Below are 18,515 nucleotides of genomic sequence, written 5' to 3' on the forward strand. Positions count from 1 at the left end.
TCGTCCTGGACATTTATGGCATGTCCGGACGAAGTTTGCACTTGTGATAACTACACAAAAGAGCGGGCGTATTACTACGAGTTATGGCATCCCCGCAGGCCAACAGGTTGTGAGTGTGCGGCGCCGATGCGTGATGACGCCAGGTGAACGGCTCGCGTCAGAGGCCTGAAGAGCGCCCGGCGCGCTCGGCGGTGCGGGCTGGGGCGGGCTCAGCCCGTCTTGGCGCAGTCGGCGCAGGTCCCGAACACCTCGACGGTGTGGGTGATGTCGATGAAGCCGTGCTCGGCCGCGATCGCGTCGGCCCACTTCTCCACGGCGGGGCCGCCGACCTCGACCGTACGGCCGCAGGCCCGGCAGACCAGGTGGTGGTGGTGCTCCTCGGACCGGCAGGCGCGGTAGACCGCCTCGCCCTCGTCGGTGCGGAGCACGTCCACCTCACCGGAGTCGCTGAGCGCCTGCAGCGCCCGGTAGACCGTGGTGAGCCCGATCTTGGAGCCGTCCGACCGCAGATCGGCGTAGATGTCCTGGGCGCTGCGGAAACCCTCGCACCCGGCCAGCGCCTGCCGTACCGCGTTCCGGCGGGCCGTCGTCATCCCCGTGCCACCTCCGCCTCGGCTTCCCCTCCTGCCCGGACCGCGCCCGGACCTGGGCTCGGACTCGGTTTCCCGCCGGCGCTCACGTCCGCGCCGCTACCCGCGCCCACATCCGAGTTCGCACCCGCGGGCACGCGCCGGCGGCGCAGTACCGCGCCTCCGGCCACCGCGACCACGAACACCGCCAGTGCCAGCAGCACGATCGAGGGGCCGGGCGGCAGATCGTACTGGAACGACCCCGCGAGCCCGGACACCGCCGACAGTACACCGACTCCCATCGCCAGCAGCATCGTGCTCCGGAAACCCCGGGTCAGCTGCTGCGCCGCCGCCACCGGAACGATCATGAGCGCGCTCACCAGCAGCAGCCCGATCGCGCGCATCGCGATCACGACCGTGACCGCGGCGACGGCCGCGATCAGGATGCTGAGGAACCGGGTCGGCAGGCCCGACGCGCGCGCGACCTCCTCGTCCTGGCACAGCAGGAACAGCTCGCGGCCGAACAGCGCCACGATGCCGAGCACGGCCACCGCCAGCCCCGCCACCACATACAGGTCGCTCGCCGACACGCTGCTGATCGAGCCGAACAGGTACGACTGCAGGCTCGACGCGCCACCGCCCGCGGCGCTGGTGAGGATCACGCCCCCGGCGAGCCCGCCGTAGAACAGCAGGGCCAGCGCGACGTCCGCGCCGCTGCGGCTGCGGGCGCGCACCACCTCGATCGCGACCGCGCCGAGCACCGAGACGACCAGCGCGCCCAGGATCGGCGACGACCCGGTGAGCAGGCCGAGCCCGATCCCGGTCAGCGCGATGTGCCCGATGCCGTCGCCCAGCAGCGACAGCCTGCGCTGCACGATGAACGTGCCGACCGCGGGCGCGGTCAGGCCGATGAGCACCGCCATCACCAGGGCGATCCGCATGAAGTCGTACTGCAGCATCTCCATCATGACGCCCGCTCCAACACGGTCGTCGCCGTCTCACCGGCGATGCGGCCGTGGTCGAGGACCACGGTGCGGTTGATGAGCGGCGCGATGGGACCCAGTTCGTGCGCGACGAGCACGACCGTACGGCCGGCGCCGGTCAGCTCGCGCAGGGTGACCGCCAGCGCGGACTGGCTGGCCGCGTCCACGCCCGCCGTGGGCTCGTCCATCACGAAGACGTCCGGCTCGCCTGCCAGGGCGCGCGCGATGAGCACGCGCTGCTGCTGGCCGCCCGACAGCAGGTGGGCGGAGTCACGGGCCCGGCCGGACAGGCCGACCGACTCGATGGCGCGGTCGACCGCGGCCCGGTCGGCGGCCGTGGACGGGCGCCAGCGGGACTGCCGGGCGACCCGGCCAGACGCCACGACCTCCCGTACGGTCGCGGGCACCCCGCCGCCCATCGGCAACCGCTGCGGGACGTACCCGATCCGCTTCCAGTCACGGAACCGGGCGGGCGTGCGGCCGTAGATCTCGGTCCGGCCGGCCGCCAGCGGCAGCAGCCCGAGCAGCGCCCTGATCAGGGTCGACTTCCCGGCGCCGTTGGGGCCGAGCACGGCCAGCGCGTCGCCGGGCTCGACCACCAGGTCGACGCCCGACAGCACGTCACGGCCGTCCAAGCGGACATGCCCGCCGCTCATGATGAACGGCGGGCCGGATGGAACGGAGGGTGACTTCATGTGCATCCAAGGGCGGGCTTGAGCGTTTCCAGGTTCTTGCGCATGATCGAGAGGTAGTCGCCGGACGCCCCGTCCTTGATGCCCTCGATCGGATCGAGCACCGCGGTGCGGACCCCGGCCGAACGGGCGAGGGTCTCGGCGACCTTCGGGCTGACCAGCGTCTCGGTGAAGATCGTGGTGGCGCCGGACTCCTTGACCTCGTGCGTCAGATCCGCCAGCCGCCGGGGCGAGGGCTCGTTGCCCGGGTCCACCCCGGCGATGGAGACCTGCTTGAGGCCGTACCGGTCGGCGAGGTAGCCGAACGCCGCGTGCGCGGTCACGAGCGTCTTGCGCTCGCAGGTCTTCAGGCCGTCCTTGAACGCCTGGTCGAGCGCGGTCAGCTCACCGGCGACGGCGGCGGCGCGGGACTTGTAGCCGGCGGCGTCCGACGGGTCGGTGGCGGCGAGCCGGTCACCCAGGGAGGTGGCGATGGTGGCCATCCGGCTGGGGTCGAGCCAGATGTGCGGGTCCTGCGACTCGTCGGCGTGCTCGTGGCCCGGCTCGCCCTCGTCCTCGTGCTCGTGCCCGTGCTCGTCTTCGGCGGGGGCGGGCAGCGTCTTCACCACGCTCGCGGCGTCCAGCGACTTGTCCTTGGCGTGCTTGCCCACGGCCTCGTCCACGGCAGGCTGCACGCCCTTGACGTAGACGGCGAAGTCGGCCTTGCCGATGTCGGCGATCTGCCGGGGGGTGAGCTCCAGATCGTGCGGCTCGCTGCCCGGCTTGGTCAGCGTGTCGACCTGGGCGCCGGGGCCGCCGACCTTCCCGGCCAGCCAGCCGACCGGGTAGAACGACGCGACGATCCCGGTCTTGCTCGTGTCGCCGCCGGTGCCCGTCTCACCGCACGCGGTGAGACCGGCGAGCCCGGTGACGGCGAGCACGGCGATGGGGACGGCACGGAACCGCCTGCGAGCGGACGGCCTGCGAGAGGTGAACACCCCTCCAGTGTGGACGAAAGTGAAAACGGTTGTCAAAACCGATCAAAGAAAGGGATCCGGGTCACACCGCCACAGCCGTGTCACCACAGGTCACACGACATGATCCAGGGCGAACGCGGCGATCGCCGCCAGTGCCACGACGCGCAGCAGCCGTCCCGGGACGCCCAGCGCGGGCCAGTTGAGGTAGGCGAACCAGCCCAGCAGGACCAGCAGCACCAGCAGCCCGGTGGCCCCCACCCAGCCGCTGCCCGCCATCCCGGCCACCAGCAGCCCGAAGATCGCGACCAGCAGCGCCCAGCGCGGCAGCCGGCTCAGGTAGACCAGCGGCGTGGCGCTCCACCGTTCGACGGCCGCCCGCATCCCCGACGGTTCATCAGGTCTGTTCACCCGCCCTAACGTACGCCCCCGCGCCGCGCGGCACGTCCGGTGCCAGGATGGACCCGTGATTGCGATTACCCGGTACCGGGTGCCCGACCAGGAGGCCGCCGGCTTCGCCGAGACGATGACGGCGGTGCTGGACGCGCTGTCGGCCAGCCCCGGCTACCGCTCCGGGCGGCTGGCCCGTACGGTCGACGACCCCGAACTGTGGGCGCTGGTGACCGAATGGGAGGGCGCCGGCTTCTACCGCCGGGCGCTCGGCGCGTACGAGGTCCGGCTGAAGTTCATCCCGATGGCCGCGCTGGCGGTGGACGAACCGGGCGCGTACGAGATCGTGACCTCGCGCTGCGCGGGTCAACGTCCGGAAAAGAACCCGTGACGCCCGGTTTCGGGTGACCGACGGCGGTGATCACTGCCCCGTTGTCGTGATCAACTCGCGGGGGAGTCGTGATGCGCCATGGACCGGTACTCAGCGCCGTACTCGGAGCGGTGGCGATCTCACCCCTCGTCGCCGGGTCCGTCGGCGGGCCCGAGCCGTCCACCGCGCGGGCCCCGGGCGACCCGGCCGCCGCGCTGAAGGCGGCGGGCCGGGAATCCGGCGTGGTCGCCTACCGCGGGCTCCGGATCCCTGTCCCGGCGGGCTGGGCGGTGCACCGCCTCGACCAGGACCCGGGCCGCTGCGTGCGCAACGACGAGCGCGCGATCTACCTCGGCACGCCCGGGGACGCGCCCGACTGCCCGTCCCGCGTGGTCGGCGGGGCGGACGTCCTGCGCGTCGAGCCGATCCCGCCGGCCGCTGAGAGCACGGGGAGCGCGGAGGACACCGGGAGCACGGAGGGCACGGGCAGCACGGCCCGACGCCCTCATGGCCGCGCTCCCGTACGGACGGACCGGCTCGCCCATTTCACGATCGAGAAGACCGTCGATCACCAGGCGCGGGTACGGGTCCCCGAGGCGGGGGTCGTGATCAGCGGCTCGTACGGGCCCGATCCGTCGGCACTGGAGGACCTGATCCGGGCCACGAAGATCGACGCCGGCTGGGGCCGCGACGACCCGGACCCGGATTCCGACCCGGACCCGGACCCGGATTCGGACCCGGGTCCCAGCCCGAGCCCGAGCCCGAGCCCGACCGTGACCGGCAAGCCGGAGACGGAGACCGAGCCGACGGAGGAGCCCGCTCCTGCTGAGGTGTCGGAGAAGGCGTGGGCGAAGGGCAAGGGCTTCGACAGCTGTACGGCCCCGTCCGTCTCCGCCATGCGCGCCTGGCGGTCGGCGTTCAGCGTCTCCAACATGTACATCGGCGGCGCCTCACGCGGCTGCGCCCAGCCCAACCTGAACCGCAAGTGGGTACGGGCCGTACGAGCCATGGGGTACCGGCTCACGCCCACCTACGTGGGGCTTCAAGCGCCGTGCAGCAGGTACCGCACGCATTTCACGGCCAAGAACGCGACCAAGCAGGGCAGGAAGGCGGCGGTGGACGCGATCCGGAAGGCCAAGGCGCTCGGCATCCCGGAACGCAAGCCGATCTACTACGACATGGAGGCGTACAGCGGCAAGAACGAGGCGTGCCGCAAGGCCGTGCTGCGGTTTCTGCACTCCTGGTCGCGGAAGCTGAAGGCCGAACGGTACGTCCCGGCCGTCTACAGCAGCGTGAACTCCGCCATCGGCGACCTGGTCAAGGCCGAGGGCATCGTCCAGCCCGACGCCATCTGGTTCGCGCACTGGGACGGCAAGGAGTCGCTGTACAGCCACCCGGCCATTCCCGATCACCGGTGGCATCCGCACCGCCGCATCAAGCAGTACCGGGGCGGCCACAAGGAGACCCACGGCGGGGTCACGATCAACATCGACAGCAACAACGTGGACGGCCGCGTCTACTGACCATGTCCGCCGACCGTGTCCGCCGGCACCGGGTCGGCCGGCACGGTGCCGCCCGGCACGGTGCCGGCCGGCACCGGGTCCACGGATGCCGGGCGGCCGCACGACCTGCGACGACACGGCGTACAGGAGGGGGTGGGCGTGCTCTAAGCTGGAGAGCGCTCCCGGAGCGCAGGGGACGCGTTTCCGGCAGCGGCAGAGACACCGGGGATCACACTCGCCTTCGGACCGCCACCGTTCCGGCGGCACCGCGCTCGCCGCGGGCCGCACGACCGGGCGTGGCGGAGGGGCGTACGGACAATCCCGCCGACCGCCAGTTGGATGGAGAACCGCTCATGGCACGCCGTTCGGACGTGTTGGACACGATCGTCAACCTCGCCAAGCGCCGGGGCCTGGTCTACCCGTCGAGTGAGATCTACGGCGGGCTGCGCGCCTCGTGGGACTACGGCCCGCTCGGCGTGGAGCTCAAGAACAACGTCAAGCGCCAGTGGTGGAAGTCCATGGTGCAGGGCCGCGACGACGTCGTGGGCCTCGACTCGTGCGTGATCCTGGCCCGCGAGGTGTGGGAGGCCAGCGGGCACGTGAACGCGTTCGTCGACCCGCTGACCGAGTGCCAGTCCTGCCACAAGCGCTTCCGCGCCGATCATCTCGAAGAGGCCTACGCCGAGAAGCACGGCAAGCCGCCCGCGAACGGCCTGGCCGACATCGCCTGCCCCAACTGCGGCGTGAAGGGCTCGTTCACCGAGCCGAAGATGTTCAACGGGCTGCTGAAGACCTACCTGGGCCCGGTCGAGGACGAGTCCGGCCTGGCCTACCTGCGCCCGGAGACGGCCCAGGGCATCTTCATCAACTACCTCAACGTGCAGCAGTCGGCCCGGCGCAAGGTGCCGTTCGGCATCGGCCAGGTCGGCAAGTCGTTCCGCAACGAGATCACGCCCGGCAACTTCATCTTCAGGACCCGCGAGTTCGAGCAGATGGAGATGGAGTTCTTCGTCCGGCCCGGGTCGGACGAGGAGTGGCACCAGTACTGGATCGACGAGCGGATGCGCTGGTACACCGACCTCGGCATCACCAAGGAGAACCTGCGGCTGTTCGAGCACCCGCAGGACAAGCTCTCGCACTACTCCAAGCGGACCGTCGACATCGAGTACCGCTTCGACTTCGCCGGCGGCGAGTGGGGCGAGCTGGAGGGCATCGCCAACCGCACCGACTACGACCTGACCACGCACGCCAAGGCGTCCGGCGCCGACCTGTCGTTCTTCGACCAGGAGGCGGGGGAGCGGTTCGTCCCGTACGTGATCGAGCCGGCGGCGGGCGTCGACCGCTGCACGCTGACGTTCATGATGGACGCCTACGCCGAGGACGAGGCGCCCAACGCCAAGGGCAAGCTGGAGAAGCGCACCGTGATGCGGCTCGACCGGAGGCTGGCGCCGGTCAAGGTCGCGGTGCTGCCGCTGTCGCGCAACACCGACCTGTCGCCCAAGGCACGCGACCTCGCGGCCCGGCTGCGCCGCAGCTGGAACGTCGACTTCGACGACGCGGGCGCGATCGGCCGCCGCTACCGCCGCCAGGACGAGATCGGTACGCCGTTCTGCGTGACCGTCGACTTCGACACGCTGGAGGACGACGCGGTGACCGTACGCGAGCGCGACACGATGAGCCAGGAGCGCATCTCGATCGGCCAGGTCGAGGCGTTCCTCGCCGCGCAGCTGGTCGGCTGCTGACCGGCCGAGGGGGTTTCGGGTACGGGGCCGTCCGCCGAGGACGGCCCCGCCTCTTTCCGGCCCCACGCTCAGCCCGGCCCAGACTCAGGCCGCCGCCGGTTGAGGCACTGTTGACCTTGATTTAGTCTTGTAGTGGATTGTCCGGATACGGATTGATCCTGTCGGGCGGGTCGACGAGAGGGCGGGTGTGCGCGAACGACGTCGGCCGGTCCTTCCGCTGCTGGCGTTCGTGCTGTGCCTGTTCGGGCTGGTCTACGAGCCCGGCGGCCCGGTCGCGCTCGCCGCTCCGGTCCCCGCCGCCGCCCAGGCCACGCTCCACGCCGGCGCGGCACAGCAACCGCTGCACGAGACCGGCCACGATCCGGCCTTCCTCGCCAACCACGCCCAGGCCGCCGCCCCCGGTGACGGCCCGGCGCCGCCGGCCGCCCTGCCACCCGACGCGTTCACGCTGGACGTCCCGTGCGGGCCCCTCGTACGGCGGCCCTCCGCCCACCCGGTGTCCGGCGACCCGCACGCGCGGATCCGCCGGGCCCGCGCCCCGCCCGCCTCCGCAGGTTCCTGACGTCCTGTCGTCCCGGTGGCCGCGCGCCACCGGTCAGCCGCACGCGGCCATGGCCCCCGGGCCGTGCCCCCTGGGCTGTGTCCCTGGGCTGTCCCTGGGCTAGGCCGCGGCGGTGCTCCTGCCGGAGGTTTCTCTCATCCATCTCGCCGAAGCACTCATCGCTCTCGGCGGGGCGTTCCTGGTGGCCGGGCTGCTCACCCGTGCCGGAGTCAGGATCGGCCTGCCGACCATCCCCCTGTTCATGCTCGCCGGGATCCTGTTCGGGCCGCACACGCCCGGCCTGGCCCTGTTCGACGATCCCGCCGACCTGAAACTGCTGTCCGCCCTCGGCCTGGTCTTCCTGCTGTTCTACCTCGGCCTCGAGTTCCATCTGGACGATCTGGTCTCGGGAGGCGGCCGGCTGCTGACCGCCGGGGGCCTGTACCTGCTGCTCAACGTGGGCGGCGGGCTGGCCTTCGGATTCCTGCTCGGCTGGGGCGGCCGGGAGGCGTTCATCCTGGCCGGCGTGATCGGCATCTCCTCCTCGGCCATCGTCACCAAGGTCCTGATGGACCTGGGCCGGCTGGGCAACCCCGAGAGCAAGCTGATCCTCGGCATCATCGTGGTCGAGGACGTCTTCCTGGCCCTCTACCTGGCCCTGCTGCAGCCCATCCTCGGCGGCGCCGAGGGCTTCGCCGAGGCGGCGGTCGACTTCGGCAAGGCGTTCGGCCTGCTGGTCGTGCTCGCCTCCGTCGCCCGCTGGGGCTCGCGCTGGGTCGGCCGGCTGGTCGACATCAAGGACGACGAGCTGCTGGTGGTCACGTTCGTCGGCCTGGCGGTGCTGATGGCCGGGATCGCCGAGGAGTTCGGCGTCTCCGACGCGATCGGCGCGTTCATGATCGGCCTGATCCTGGGCGCGACCAAGTCCGCCGAGCGGATCCAGCGGCTGGTCCATCCGCTGCGGGACGCGTTCGCCGCGATCTTCTTCTTCGCGTTCGGGCTGCAGATCGCCCCCGGCGACCTGGCCTCGGTCGCGGGCCCGGTGGCGCTCGCCGTGCTGCTCACCCTCGTGCTGAACTCGGTCGCCGGGCTGCTGGCCGGGCGGATCCACGGTTTCCAGCGCGGCCCGTCCGCCAACGTCGCGCTGACCGTCCTGTCCCGGGGCGAGTTCGCGCTGGTGCTGGCCTCCATGGCGGCGACCGCCGGGCTCGACTCCCGGCTGGCGCCGTTCATCGCCAGCTACGTGCTGATCCTGGCCGTCGCCGGGCCGCTGGCCGCGACGCGGTCGGACGACCTGGCCCGGCTGCTGCCCGAGCGGCTGTTCCCGGCCGGCCGGCGCGAGGAACGGGACCGGACCCTGGCCTGACCGCGTGCCGCCCGCGCCGGGCGGGGCCCCGCATGGGCTAGCGTGATGCGGGTGCGTGACCTTCGGCGACCGGCGCTTCGGCGGCCCGTCCTGCCCGAGCCCCCGCCGTCCTGCCGGGACGAGCGGGGCCGGCTGGCACGGCTGCTGATCATCGCGCTGGGCCTGGTCGGCTTCGTGGCCGCACCGGCCGCCGGGGCACCGGCGGCCGGCGCGGGCGCCTTCTCCGGGGTACGGGCCGGCGCACCGCAGGCCGGGCCGAACGCCCCGGGCGCGCGGCCCGACGGGTCCTCGACCCGGCAGCGCACGCATCCGGCCGACCGCGCGACCGTGGCCGCCGCCGCGGCCAGGCAGCAGGCGCTCGCCCAGGCCACGGCGCCGGCGCTCGCGGTGCCCCCACCGGGCACCGCCGTCCGCCCGCCTTCCCGTCCGGCCGCACGGCTCCTGCCGGCCTCGCACGAGCCGCCGGCCGTCCCCGCCGCCGGTGGTCCGCGTGGGCGGGCTCCACCTCCCTCCACGTAGATCTGACGTTCCACAGATCTGACGTCACGCACAGACCGACGTCCCGCAGATCTGACATCGTCCGGCCGGTGTACGGCACCGGTGTCCCGCGGCGCCCGAGGCGCCGACACCTTCGTGGAGGTTGCTCCCTTGACTCGCGCCAACATGGTGCGGGCGTTGCTGGCGGTGGCGATCCTCGCCACCTCGCTCTCCTTCGCCCTGACAAAACCCGCCCGCCTGGGTCTGGACCTGCGCGGCGGCACCCAGATGGTCCTGGAGACCAAGGACTCACCGACGGCCAAGGCCAACCAGACGTCCACGGACCGCGCCAAGGAGGTGCTGCAGCGCCGGATCGACGCGCTCGGCGTCGCCGAGTCGACGATCACCCGGTCCGGCGAGCGGCGCATCATCATCGAGCTGCCCGACGTCCAGGACCCGACCAAGGCCGCCGAGGTCGTCGGCAAGACCGCGCAGCTCACCGCCCATCCCGTCCGGACCAACGACGGCAAGCCCAAGCCGGGCGAGAAGGTCATCCCCGACGAGCAGGGGCAGCCGATCCTGATCGGCCCGCCGGCGCTCACCGGGGACGGCATCGGCTCGGCCGAGTCCGGCATGGACCAGCAGAACGCCACCGGCTGGTTCGTCACGATCAAGTTCCGCGGCGGGGGCGGCACGGCCTGGGAGAAGGTCACCGCCAAGGCCGCCTGCGGGATGGGCGACGACCGCCGGATCGCGATCGTGCTGGACGGCGAGGTGATCTCCTCACCGGGGGTCACCCAGGACGTGGCCTGCAACGTCGGCATCACCGGTGGCTCCACCCAGATCACCGGCGACTTCACCGCCCAGGAGGCCAAGGACCTGGCCGCGCTCGTGCAGGGCGGCTCGCTACCCGTACCGGTGGAGATCATCGAGCAGCGGGTGGTCGGCCCGACACTCGGCGACGAGGCGATCGAGGCCAGCGCGCAGGCCGCGATCATCGGCGTGCTGCTGACCGGGCTGTTCATCATCGCGGTCTACCGGCTGGTCGGCCTGCTGGCCACCATCTCGCTGGCCTGCTACGCGCTGATCTCGTACGCGGCGCTGGTCGCGATCGGGGCCACCCTCACCTTGCCCGGCCTGGCCGGCTTCGTGCTGGCCATCGGGATGGCGATCGACGCCAACGTGCTCGCGTTCGAACGGGCCAGAGAGGAGTACGCCGCCGGTCCGGGCCGCGGCGTGCGGCGCGCGCTGGCGACCGGCTTCGACAAGGCGTGGTCGGCGATCGCCGACTCCAACATCACCACGCTGCTGGCCGCCGGGCTGCTGTTCTTCCTGGCCTCCGGACCGGTCAAGGGCTTCGGTGTCACGCTGTCGATCGGTGTCCTGGCCTCGCTGGTCTCGGCGATGCTGCTGAGCCGGGTGCTGACCGACGCCGTGCTGTCGCGCAAGTTCGTCGCCCGCCGGCCCAAGCTGACCGGGCTGGGCACCACCGGCCGGGTCCGGGACTGGCTGGAACGCCGCGACTTCAACATCATGAAGCACCGCAAGATCTTCCTGGGCATCTCGGCGCTGGCCGTGCTGCTGGCGATCAGCGGCATCTTCGTCCGCGGCCTGAACTTCGGCGTGGAGTTCACCGGCGGCCGGCTGGTCGAGTACTCCACCAGCAAGCCGCTGGACATCGACACCGCCCGCAGCGCCGTCTCCGACGCCGGGTTCCCGCGCGCCGTCGTGCAGTCCTCGGGCACCGACGACATCTCCGTACGGACCGAGGACCTCACCAACGCCGAGGTGACGGCCGTCCAGAAGGCGCTGAGCGAGAAGGGCGGCGGCGAGGTCACCAAGCAGCGCGACGAGCTGATCGGCCCCAGCCTCGGCTCGGAGTTGCGCACCAAGGCGCTGATCGCGCTGGCGGTCGCGCTGCTGGTCCAGCTGGCCTATCTGGCGTTCCGGTTCCGCTGGACGTTCGGGCTCGGCTCGGTGGCCGGCATGTTCCACGACGTCGTCATCGTCACTGGCATCTTCGCCTGGCTCGGCAAACCCATCGACGGCGTCTTCCTCGCAGCGCTCCTCACCGTCATCGGGTACTCGGTGAACGACTCGGTGGTGGTCTTCGACCGGGTCAGGGAACTGTGGGGTGCCCGGCCGAAGGCGACGTTCGCCGAGGTGGCCAACGCGGGTGCCCTGCAGACCGTGCCCCGTACCGTCAACACCGGTATGGGCGCGCTGTTCATCCTGGCCGCCCTGGCCCTGCTGGGCGGCGACTCGCTCACCGACTTCGCGATCGCACTGCTGATCGGCATCGTGGTCGGCACGTACTCCAGCGTGTTCACCGCGACACCGCTGGCGGTCGTCCTGGAGGGGTACGCCAAGTCCCCACCCCCGCGCCCGAAGACCAAGGCCAAGCCCCAGCGAGAGCGCACCGACTCGGGCGCGGTCATCTGACCCGCGGACGACAAGGTCGGCAAGGCTGACAAGGCCTGCAGGGCTGACAACGAAGAACGGGGCGGGGCCACGGCCCCGCCCCGTTCTCGTTGGCCCTGTCACTCTTGCCCGTTCTTGCTACCCGCTCGTCAGTCGGGGATGACGGAACGGGTCAGGTCGCGGTCCCTTTCGTCGGTGACATAGCAGAGAGCCAGGCGATCACCCTCGCTCCAGGTCTCCTTGGATGGGAAGAGGTACCAATGCTCGAGCCGGACCGGTGAGGGGTCCTTGCCGAACATCTTGTTCCACCGGGCCTCGCAGCCGGCGGCGGCCTTCTTCTCGACCGCCACGTCCCCTGGGAACGCGCCTGTGGGCAGCTCGAACCGGTGGGTGAGCTGGGCCCCGTGCGGCCCGTCACATGGGGCGAGCGTCACCGTGACCGCTTCTTCCTTGGGATCGGCGAAGCAGTTACCGGGCCGCAGTTCCTCCAGCGCGCGGGTTCGCGCGGGCCCTGAGCCGATCGGCCTGGTGAGGCTCTCGCCCTCGACGGCGACGACCGCGCAGTAGACCGTGCGGTCGCCGAGGCGCCAGCCCATCTTGTTGGGAGGCAGCGCCCAGCTTGCGCTGTTCTCGAGTGGTGCGCGGGTCTTGAAGCGGGCTCTGAAGCGCTGCTCGCAGCCTTCGTCGCTCAGGCGGGACAACTCCTTGTCGCCCGGCCAGGCTCCCTTGGGCAGTTTGAAGTGCAAGACCATTTCGGCATCGTGCGGCCGGTCGCAGGCCACCAGCGGGGGGTTCGGCGTGAACTGCTCGCCGGACAGGTCGAAGCACTGGCCCGGCTTCGGGTACATCTCGTTGGTGGAGCTTTCCAAGCCTTCGCGGAACCCTGCGCGGAAGTCACCGCTCAGGGCCGTGATCGCGAGGGCCACGGACACCATCAGCCACACCACGGAGGCGACGATGCCGCCGATGGCCAGACCCTTGCCGCGTTCCCCACGGCGGCTTATCTGGACGAGGGCGGCGATCCCGAAGCCCACGGCGAAAAGGACCAGCCCCAGCAGACCGGTGACCAGCGCCACGATGGCGAACCGGTTGGTCCTGCGCGCGCCCGGAGGTGGCCCGTACGGAATGGGCGGACCCGGAGGCGAGCCCGGGGACGCCGGGCCCGGGCCGGGGTAGGAGGGCGCAGGGGCCGCCCCGGGCGGCGGTGGCGCTGGTGCCGGAGACACGGGTGTCGGAGATGCTGCCGGAGAGGTGTCCGGAGGCGCCCAGCCCGGCGTGGCGTGGGCGCCGGGTTCGCGTGACGAGGACTCCGGTTCCTCATCAGCGTTCGGTGGCAGATTCACAGCCGCCGACGTTATGGGACACAGATCACAAAACGCGCATGTGTCCCATAACGCCAGGCGGCCGTTACCAACCTGTGAAGATCAAGCGCTGTGACGCCCAGGCCCTATGAACTTCAAAGCCCGGTGAACCTCAGGCCAGGTGAACCTCAGGCCAGGGGCGGCTGGCGTTCGTCGTCCTCGGCGTGGATGACCTGCATGACCGCGTTGATCAGCGCGAGGTGGGTGAAGGCCTGCGGGAAGTTGCCGAGATGCCGGCCGGTGTGCGGATCGATCTCCTCGGCGTACAGCTGCAGGGGACTGGCGTACGACAGCAGCTTCTCGCACAGCGCGCGGGCACGTTCCAGCTCACCGATCATCACCAGCGTGCTCACCAGCCAGAACGAGCAGATGGTGAACGTGCCCTCTTCGGAGCTGAACCCGTCGTCGGTGTCACTGGCGCGGTAGCGCAGCACCAGGTCGTCCTCGGACAGCTCGTCGGCGATGGCCAGCACCGTCTCGCGCACCCGCTTGTCGTCGGCGGGCAGGAAGCCCAGCAGCGGGATCAGCAGCGCCGAGGCGTCCAGCGCGGTGGCGCCGTAGTGGGCGGTGAAGACCCCGCGCTCGTCGATGGCGTTGGCGAGCACGTCGGCGTGGATCTCGTCGGCGGCGTCCTGCCAGCGGCGGGCGCGCTCGTTGTCGCCGCGGATGCGGGCCAGCCGGGCGCCGCGGTCGGCGGCCACCCAGCAGAACATCTTGGACGAGGTGAAGTGCTGCGGCTCGCCGCGGACCTCCCACATGCCGCAGTCGGGGGTACGCCAGTTGGCCAGGGCGTCCTCCACCTGCTTGACGACGATCTTCCAGAGCCGGTCGTCGAGCCGGTCGCGCTTCTTCACGAACATGTAGATGGAGCCGATGATCGCGCCCCAGACGTCATGCTGGGCCTGCATGTACGCCTCGTTGCCGATCCGGACCGGGCGGGCGCCGTCGTAGCCGCTGAGATGGTCCAGGGTGGACTCGGGCAGCTCCTCGCGGCCGTCCAGGCCGTACATGATCTGCAGCTTGCCCTCGGCGGCCTCGGCGACGTCGGTGATGAAGTAGAAGAAGTCGTTGGCCTCCCAGTCGTACCCGAGGGTGTAGAAGGCCCACAGCGCCATGGTGGAGTCGCGGATCCAGGTGTAGCGGTAGTCCCAGTTGCGGTCGCCGCCGGGCGTCTCGGGCAGCGAGGTGGTCGCGGCGGCCGCGACCGCGCCGGTCGGGGCGTACGTCAGGCCCTTCAGGGTGAGCGCGCTGCGCTGCAGGTGGCTGCGCCAGGGGTGGTCGGGGAAACGGCCCCGGTCGAGCCAGTGCTGCCAATGGTGGACGGTCCAGACCAGGCGCTCCTGGGCCTCCTCCCAATGGGACGGGGCGGCGTGCTCGCTCCAGGACAGCGCCACGAATCGGGCGTCGCCCTGCTTGAGCAGGGTCCGCGAGGTGGCCAGCGAGCCCTCGAAACCGACGTTCATGTCGGTGGACAGGCGCAGGTTGACGCCGTTGCCGCGGGCGAGGGCCTCGTGGTAGCCGGCGCCGGAGTGCTCCCAGCGGGCCGGGGTCTGGCCGTAGTCGAACACCGGCATGCAGTCGAGCCGCACCTGGACCTGGCCGTTCACGCACCGCACCATGCGCAGCAGCACGTGGTCGGCGTCGTAGTCGGTGGGGGCCCTGCGGTGGGTGTGGGACCGCTCGGTCTCGTGGTGCCAGGGCCCCATCAGCAGGGCGTCGGTCACCACCAGCCAGCCGCCGTGCACCCACCAGGTGGTCTCCATGACCATGGTGCCCGGGATGTAGCGCTGCGCCGCGGGGACCTCGACGCCGGCCGGGCCCAGCCGGAAGTACCCCGCGTCGCGGTCCAGGATCGACCCGAACACGCTGGGCGAGTCCATCTTGGGCAGGCACATCCACTCGATGTTGCCGCTCGGAGCCACCAGCGCGGTGGTCTCGCAATCCGACAGGAACCCGAAATCTGCGATCGGGGCGAACGGATCTCCCGCACGGCCACCGGCGACCTTCGGCCTCACGGCCTCACCTCCTGGCTCCATCATTCCCTCTCGATCGCAGTGGGTACGCCATGTCACGGCAGGGTTTCCGGCGGGTGACGGCCGGATGGCCGGCCCGAGAGCCCGCCGGCTGCGTGGTGTGTCTTTTTTGTCCATATTGGAATAGACCAGTACAGGGGGTCTGACCTGCGAGAACGGCGTCCTGGGCAGGGGGCGCCGAACCAAGCTCGGGTTCGCGGGTACAGTCCCGGCCAACAGGCGGCAGGAGGACTGGTGAGCAGTTCTCCGCGGCCGTGTTTCCGGGTGGAATCGGAGCGTTAAGGAGCACCCAGTGCCGAAGTTCGTGTTCGACTTCACTGAGGGGAACAAGGACCTCAAGGACCTGCTGGGGGGCAAGGGCGCCAACCTGGCCGAGATGACCAACCTCGGTCTCCCGGTGCCGCCGGGATTCACGATCACCACCGAGGCCTGCCGGCACTACCTCGAGCACGGATCCCTCCCCGAGGGCCTGGGCGACGAGGTGAACAGGCACCTGGCGGCGCTGGAGCAGCGGATGGGCAAGCGCCTGGGCGAGCCCGGCGACCCCCTGCTCGTCAGCGTACGGTCCGGGGCGAAGTTCAGCATGCCCGGCATGATGGAGACCGTCCTCAACATCGGCCTCAACGACGAGTCCGTGCACGGCCTGGCCGCGCAGGCCGGCGACGAGCGGTTCGCCTGGGACTCCTACCGGCGGCTGATCCAGATGTTCGGCAAGACCGTCCTGGACATCGACGGGGACCTGTTCGAGGACGCCATCGAGGCGGCCAAGGACGCCAAGGGCACCAAGGACGACGGCGACCTGGACGCCGCGGACTTCCGCGCGCTGGTCGGCCGGTTCAAGGAGATCGTCCGCGAGCACACCGGCCGCGACTTCCCGACCGACCCGCGCGAGCAGATGGACCTGGCGGTCAAGGCGGTCTTCGACTCCTGGAACGCCGACCGGGCCATCCTGTACCGCCGCCAGGAGCGGATCCCGGCCGATGTCGGCACCGCCGTCAACATCTGCTCGATGGTCTTCGGCAACCTCGGCATGGACTCCGGTACGGGCGTGGCGTTCACCCGCGACCCCGCGTCCGGCCAGCAGGGCATCTACGGGGACTACCTGCAGAACGCGCAGGGCGAGGACGTGGTCGCCGGCATCCGCAACACGGTCGCGCTGATCGAGCTGGAGCGGATCGACAAGGCCTCCTACGACCGGCTTCTCGAGATCATGGAGACGCTGGAGAACCACTACCTCGACATGTGCGACATCGAGTTCACGATCGAGCGCGGCAAGCTGTGGATGCTGCAGACCCGGGTCGGCAAGCGCACCGCCGCCGCCGCGTTCCGGATCGCCTGCCAGCTGCTCGACCAGGGGCTGATCGACGCCGACGAGGCCGCCACGCGCGTCACCGGCGACCAGCTGGCCCAGCTGATGTTCCCCCGCTTCGACGAGGCACGGCTGGCCGACGCCCGCCGCCTCACCAAGGGCATGAACGCCTCGCCCGGCGCCGCCGTCGGCAAGGCCGTCTTCACCACCGAGGCCGCCGTACGGGCCGCCGCGGAGGGCGAGGACGTGATCCTCGTCCGCCGCGAGACCAACCCCGACGACCTGGCCGGCATGGTCGCGGCCAGGGGCGTGCTCACCTCCCGGGGCGGCAAGACCTCGCACGCGGCCGTGGTCGCCCGCGGCATGGGCAAGACCTGCGTCTGCGGCGCCGAGGAACTGGACGTGGACGTCAAGGGCCGCCGGTTCACCGGGCCCGGCGGCGTGGTGGTGAACGAGGGCGACGTCGTCTCCATCGACGGCACCAGCGGCGAGGTCTACCTCGGTGAGGTCCCGGTCGAGGACTCGCCGGTCGTGCTGTACTTCGAGGGCCGGCTCACGGACTCGGAGGGCGGCGAGCTCGTCCAGGCCGTGCACCGGCTCATGCGGCACGCCGACGAGCGCGCCGGGATGACGGTACGGGCCAACGCCGACAACGCCGAGGACTCGGCCCGGGCCCGCCGGTTCGGTGCCCAGGGCATCGGGCTGTGCCGTACCGAGCACATGTTCCTCGGCGACCGCCGGCAGCTGGTGGAGAAGCTGATCCTGGCCGGTGACGCCGAGGAGCGCACGGCCGCGCTGGACGCCCTGGAGCCGCTGCAGCGCAGCGACTTCGAGGGCATCTTCGAGGCCATGGACGGGCTGCCGGTCACGATCCGGCTGATCGACCCCCCGCTGCACGAGTTCCTCCCCGACATGACCGAGCTCGCGGTCAAGATCGCCCTCGCCGGTGACGGCGCCGACCCGCAGGACCGGCGGCTGCTGGAGGCGGTACGGCGCCTGCACGAGCAGAACCCTATGCTCGGACTGCGCGGCGTGCGGCTGGGTTTGGTGATTCCCGGCCTGTTCTCGATGCAGGTACGGGCGATCGCCGAGGCGGCGGCGCACCGCCGGGCGGCCGGCGGCGACCCGCGGCCGGAGATCATGATCCCGCTCGTCGGCGCCGTCCAGGAGCTGGAGGCCATCCGCGAGGAGGCCAAGGGCGTGCTGGCGGAGGTCGCCGAGGCCTCCGGTGTGGACGTACCGGCGCTGATCGGCACCATGATCGAGCTGCCCCGGGCCGCGCTGACCGCAGGCCAGATCGCCGAGGCGGCCGAGTTCTTCTCCTTCGGTACCAACGACCTGACCCAGACCACCTGGGGCTTCTCGCGGGACGACGTGGAGGCCGCGTTCTTCTCCCGCTACCTGGACCTCGGGATCTTCGGGGTCTCCCCGTTCGAGACCCTGGACCGCGAGGGCGTCGGCCGGCTGATCAGGATCGCGGTGGAGGAGGGCCGGCGCACCCGGCCGGACCTCAAGCTCGGGATCTGCGGGGAGCACGGCGGCGACCCGGACTCGGTGCACTTCTGCCACGAGGTCGGCCTCGACTATGTCTCGTGCTCGCCGTTCCGGATCCCGGTGGCGCGGCTGGAGGCGGGCCGGGCGGCGATCGCGGCCGCCACGGGCTGATCCGGGCGGACTGGCGGACCCTGGCGGACACGGCCGGTCCGGGCTGACACGGCCGGGCCGGCACGGTGTTCTGTTTTCGGTGGCCGGGGCCGGACAGAATGTGATGTGAAACCGGTCGTCATCGGCGCGAACCGTCGGCGA

General features: G+C 71.1%; 15 protein-coding genes. 8 read left to right on the plus strand and 7 right to left on the minus strand.

The genetic code is table 11. The annotated features are described in order from the left end of the window. Positions 1-209: 209 nt before the first annotated feature. The 5 genes from ACH34Q_RS30095 to ACH34Q_RS30115 all read right to left on the minus strand — a co-directional run bounded on the left by ACH34Q_RS30095 (position 210) and on the right by ACH34Q_RS30115 (position 3,755). Positions 210-593 (minus strand): Fur family transcriptional regulator, encoded by a 384-nt coding sequence (locus ACH34Q_RS30095; RefSeq protein ID WP_395986463.1) that lies wholly within the window; start codon positions 591-593, stop codon positions 210-212. Further along, entirely contained in the window at positions 590-1,537 is a 948-nt protein-coding gene (locus ACH34Q_RS30100) for a metal ABC transporter permease (RefSeq protein ID WP_395986464.1), read from the minus strand. Before ACH34Q_RS30100 ends, ACH34Q_RS30095 begins: the two co-directional genes overlap by 4 nt. Then, a complete protein-coding gene (locus ACH34Q_RS30105; protein ID WP_395986465.1) occupies positions 1,534-2,247 on the minus strand; it encodes a metal ABC transporter ATP-binding protein in 714 nt (237 codons plus the stop codon). Before ACH34Q_RS30105 ends, ACH34Q_RS30100 begins: the two co-directional genes overlap by 4 nt. Further along, positions 2,244-3,221, minus strand: a complete 978-nt coding sequence (locus tag ACH34Q_RS30110) for a metal ABC transporter substrate-binding protein (RefSeq protein ID WP_395986466.1) — start codon at positions 3,219-3,221, stop codon at positions 2,244-2,246. Before ACH34Q_RS30110 ends, ACH34Q_RS30105 begins: the two co-directional genes overlap by 4 nt. Positions 3,222-3,311: 90 nt before the next feature. Next, positions 3,312-3,755: a DUF6703 family protein gene (locus ACH34Q_RS30115; protein ID WP_395986507.1), complete on the minus strand. Its 444-nt coding sequence runs from the start codon at positions 3,753-3,755 to the stop codon at positions 3,312-3,314. Here ACH34Q_RS30115 and ACH34Q_RS30120 point away from each other — a divergent pair. From ACH34Q_RS30120 to secD, 7 genes are all read left to right on the plus strand, one after another. Continuing rightward, positions 3,664-3,978: an antibiotic biosynthesis monooxygenase family protein gene (locus ACH34Q_RS30120; protein ID WP_395986467.1), complete on the plus strand. Its 315-nt coding sequence runs from the start codon at positions 3,664-3,666 to the stop codon at positions 3,976-3,978. The genes ACH34Q_RS30115 and ACH34Q_RS30120 overlap by 92 nt on opposite strands. A gap of 71 nt (positions 3,979-4,049) precedes the next feature. Then, the gene (locus ACH34Q_RS30125; protein WP_395986468.1) at positions 4,050-5,480 is read left to right on the plus strand and encodes a DUF1906 domain-containing protein; all 1,431 of its coding nucleotides are present in this window, start codon (positions 4,050-4,052) and stop codon (positions 5,478-5,480) included. A 332-nt stretch (positions 5,481-5,812) separates the two neighbouring features. Then, the gene (locus tag ACH34Q_RS30130; RefSeq protein ID WP_395986469.1) at positions 5,813-7,201 is read left to right on the plus strand and encodes a glycine--tRNA ligase; all 1,389 of its coding nucleotides are present in this window, start codon (positions 5,813-5,815) and stop codon (positions 7,199-7,201) included. A 187-nt stretch (positions 7,202-7,388) separates the two neighbouring features. Continuing rightward, entirely contained in the window at positions 7,389-7,763 is a 375-nt protein-coding gene (locus tag ACH34Q_RS30135) for a hypothetical protein (RefSeq protein WP_395986470.1), read from the plus strand. Positions 7,764-7,875: 112 nt separating this feature from the next. Continuing rightward, the gene (locus ACH34Q_RS30140) at positions 7,876-9,108 is read left to right on the plus strand and encodes a cation:proton antiporter (RefSeq protein WP_395986471.1); all 1,233 of its coding nucleotides are present in this window, start codon (positions 7,876-7,878) and stop codon (positions 9,106-9,108) included. A 51-nt stretch (positions 9,109-9,159) separates the two neighbouring features. Beyond that, positions 9,160-9,627 carry a hypothetical protein gene (locus ACH34Q_RS30145; protein WP_395986472.1) on the plus strand — a complete coding sequence of 156 codons (468 nt, stop codon included), beginning with the start codon at positions 9,160-9,162 and terminating at the stop codon, positions 9,625-9,627. A gap of 129 nt (positions 9,628-9,756) precedes the next feature. Further along, positions 9,757-12,027, plus strand: coding sequence for a protein translocase subunit SecD (secD, locus tag ACH34Q_RS30150; RefSeq protein WP_395986473.1), 2,271 nt, complete (start codon positions 9,757-9,759; stop codon positions 12,025-12,027). Positions 12,028-12,155: 128 nt separating this feature from the next. Here secD and ACH34Q_RS30155 read toward each other — a convergent pair whose 3' ends face one another. Both ACH34Q_RS30155 and ACH34Q_RS30160 read right to left on the minus strand, forming a co-directional pair. Next, complete coding sequence (locus ACH34Q_RS30155; RefSeq protein WP_395986474.1) at positions 12,156-13,082, minus strand: septum formation family protein; 927 nt, start codon at positions 13,080-13,082, stop codon at positions 12,156-12,158. A gap of 413 nt (positions 13,083-13,495) precedes the next feature. Beyond that, positions 13,496-15,382 carry a glycoside hydrolase family 15 protein gene (locus ACH34Q_RS30160; RefSeq protein ID WP_395986475.1) on the minus strand — a complete coding sequence of 629 codons (1,887 nt, stop codon included), beginning with the start codon at positions 15,380-15,382 and terminating at the stop codon, positions 13,496-13,498. A gap of 310 nt (positions 15,383-15,692) precedes the next feature. Here ACH34Q_RS30160 and ppdK point away from each other — a divergent pair, with 310 nt between their 5' ends. Beyond that, the gene (ppdK, locus tag ACH34Q_RS30165) at positions 15,693-18,374 is read left to right on the plus strand and encodes a pyruvate, phosphate dikinase (RefSeq protein ID WP_395986476.1); all 2,682 of its coding nucleotides are present in this window, start codon (positions 15,693-15,695) and stop codon (positions 18,372-18,374) included. Positions 18,375-18,515 lie beyond the last annotated feature (141 nt).

Source organism: Actinomadura sp. 9N407 (assembly GCF_044326315.1).
GTDB lineage: Bacteria > Actinomycetota > Actinomycetes > Streptosporangiales > Streptosporangiaceae > Spirillospora.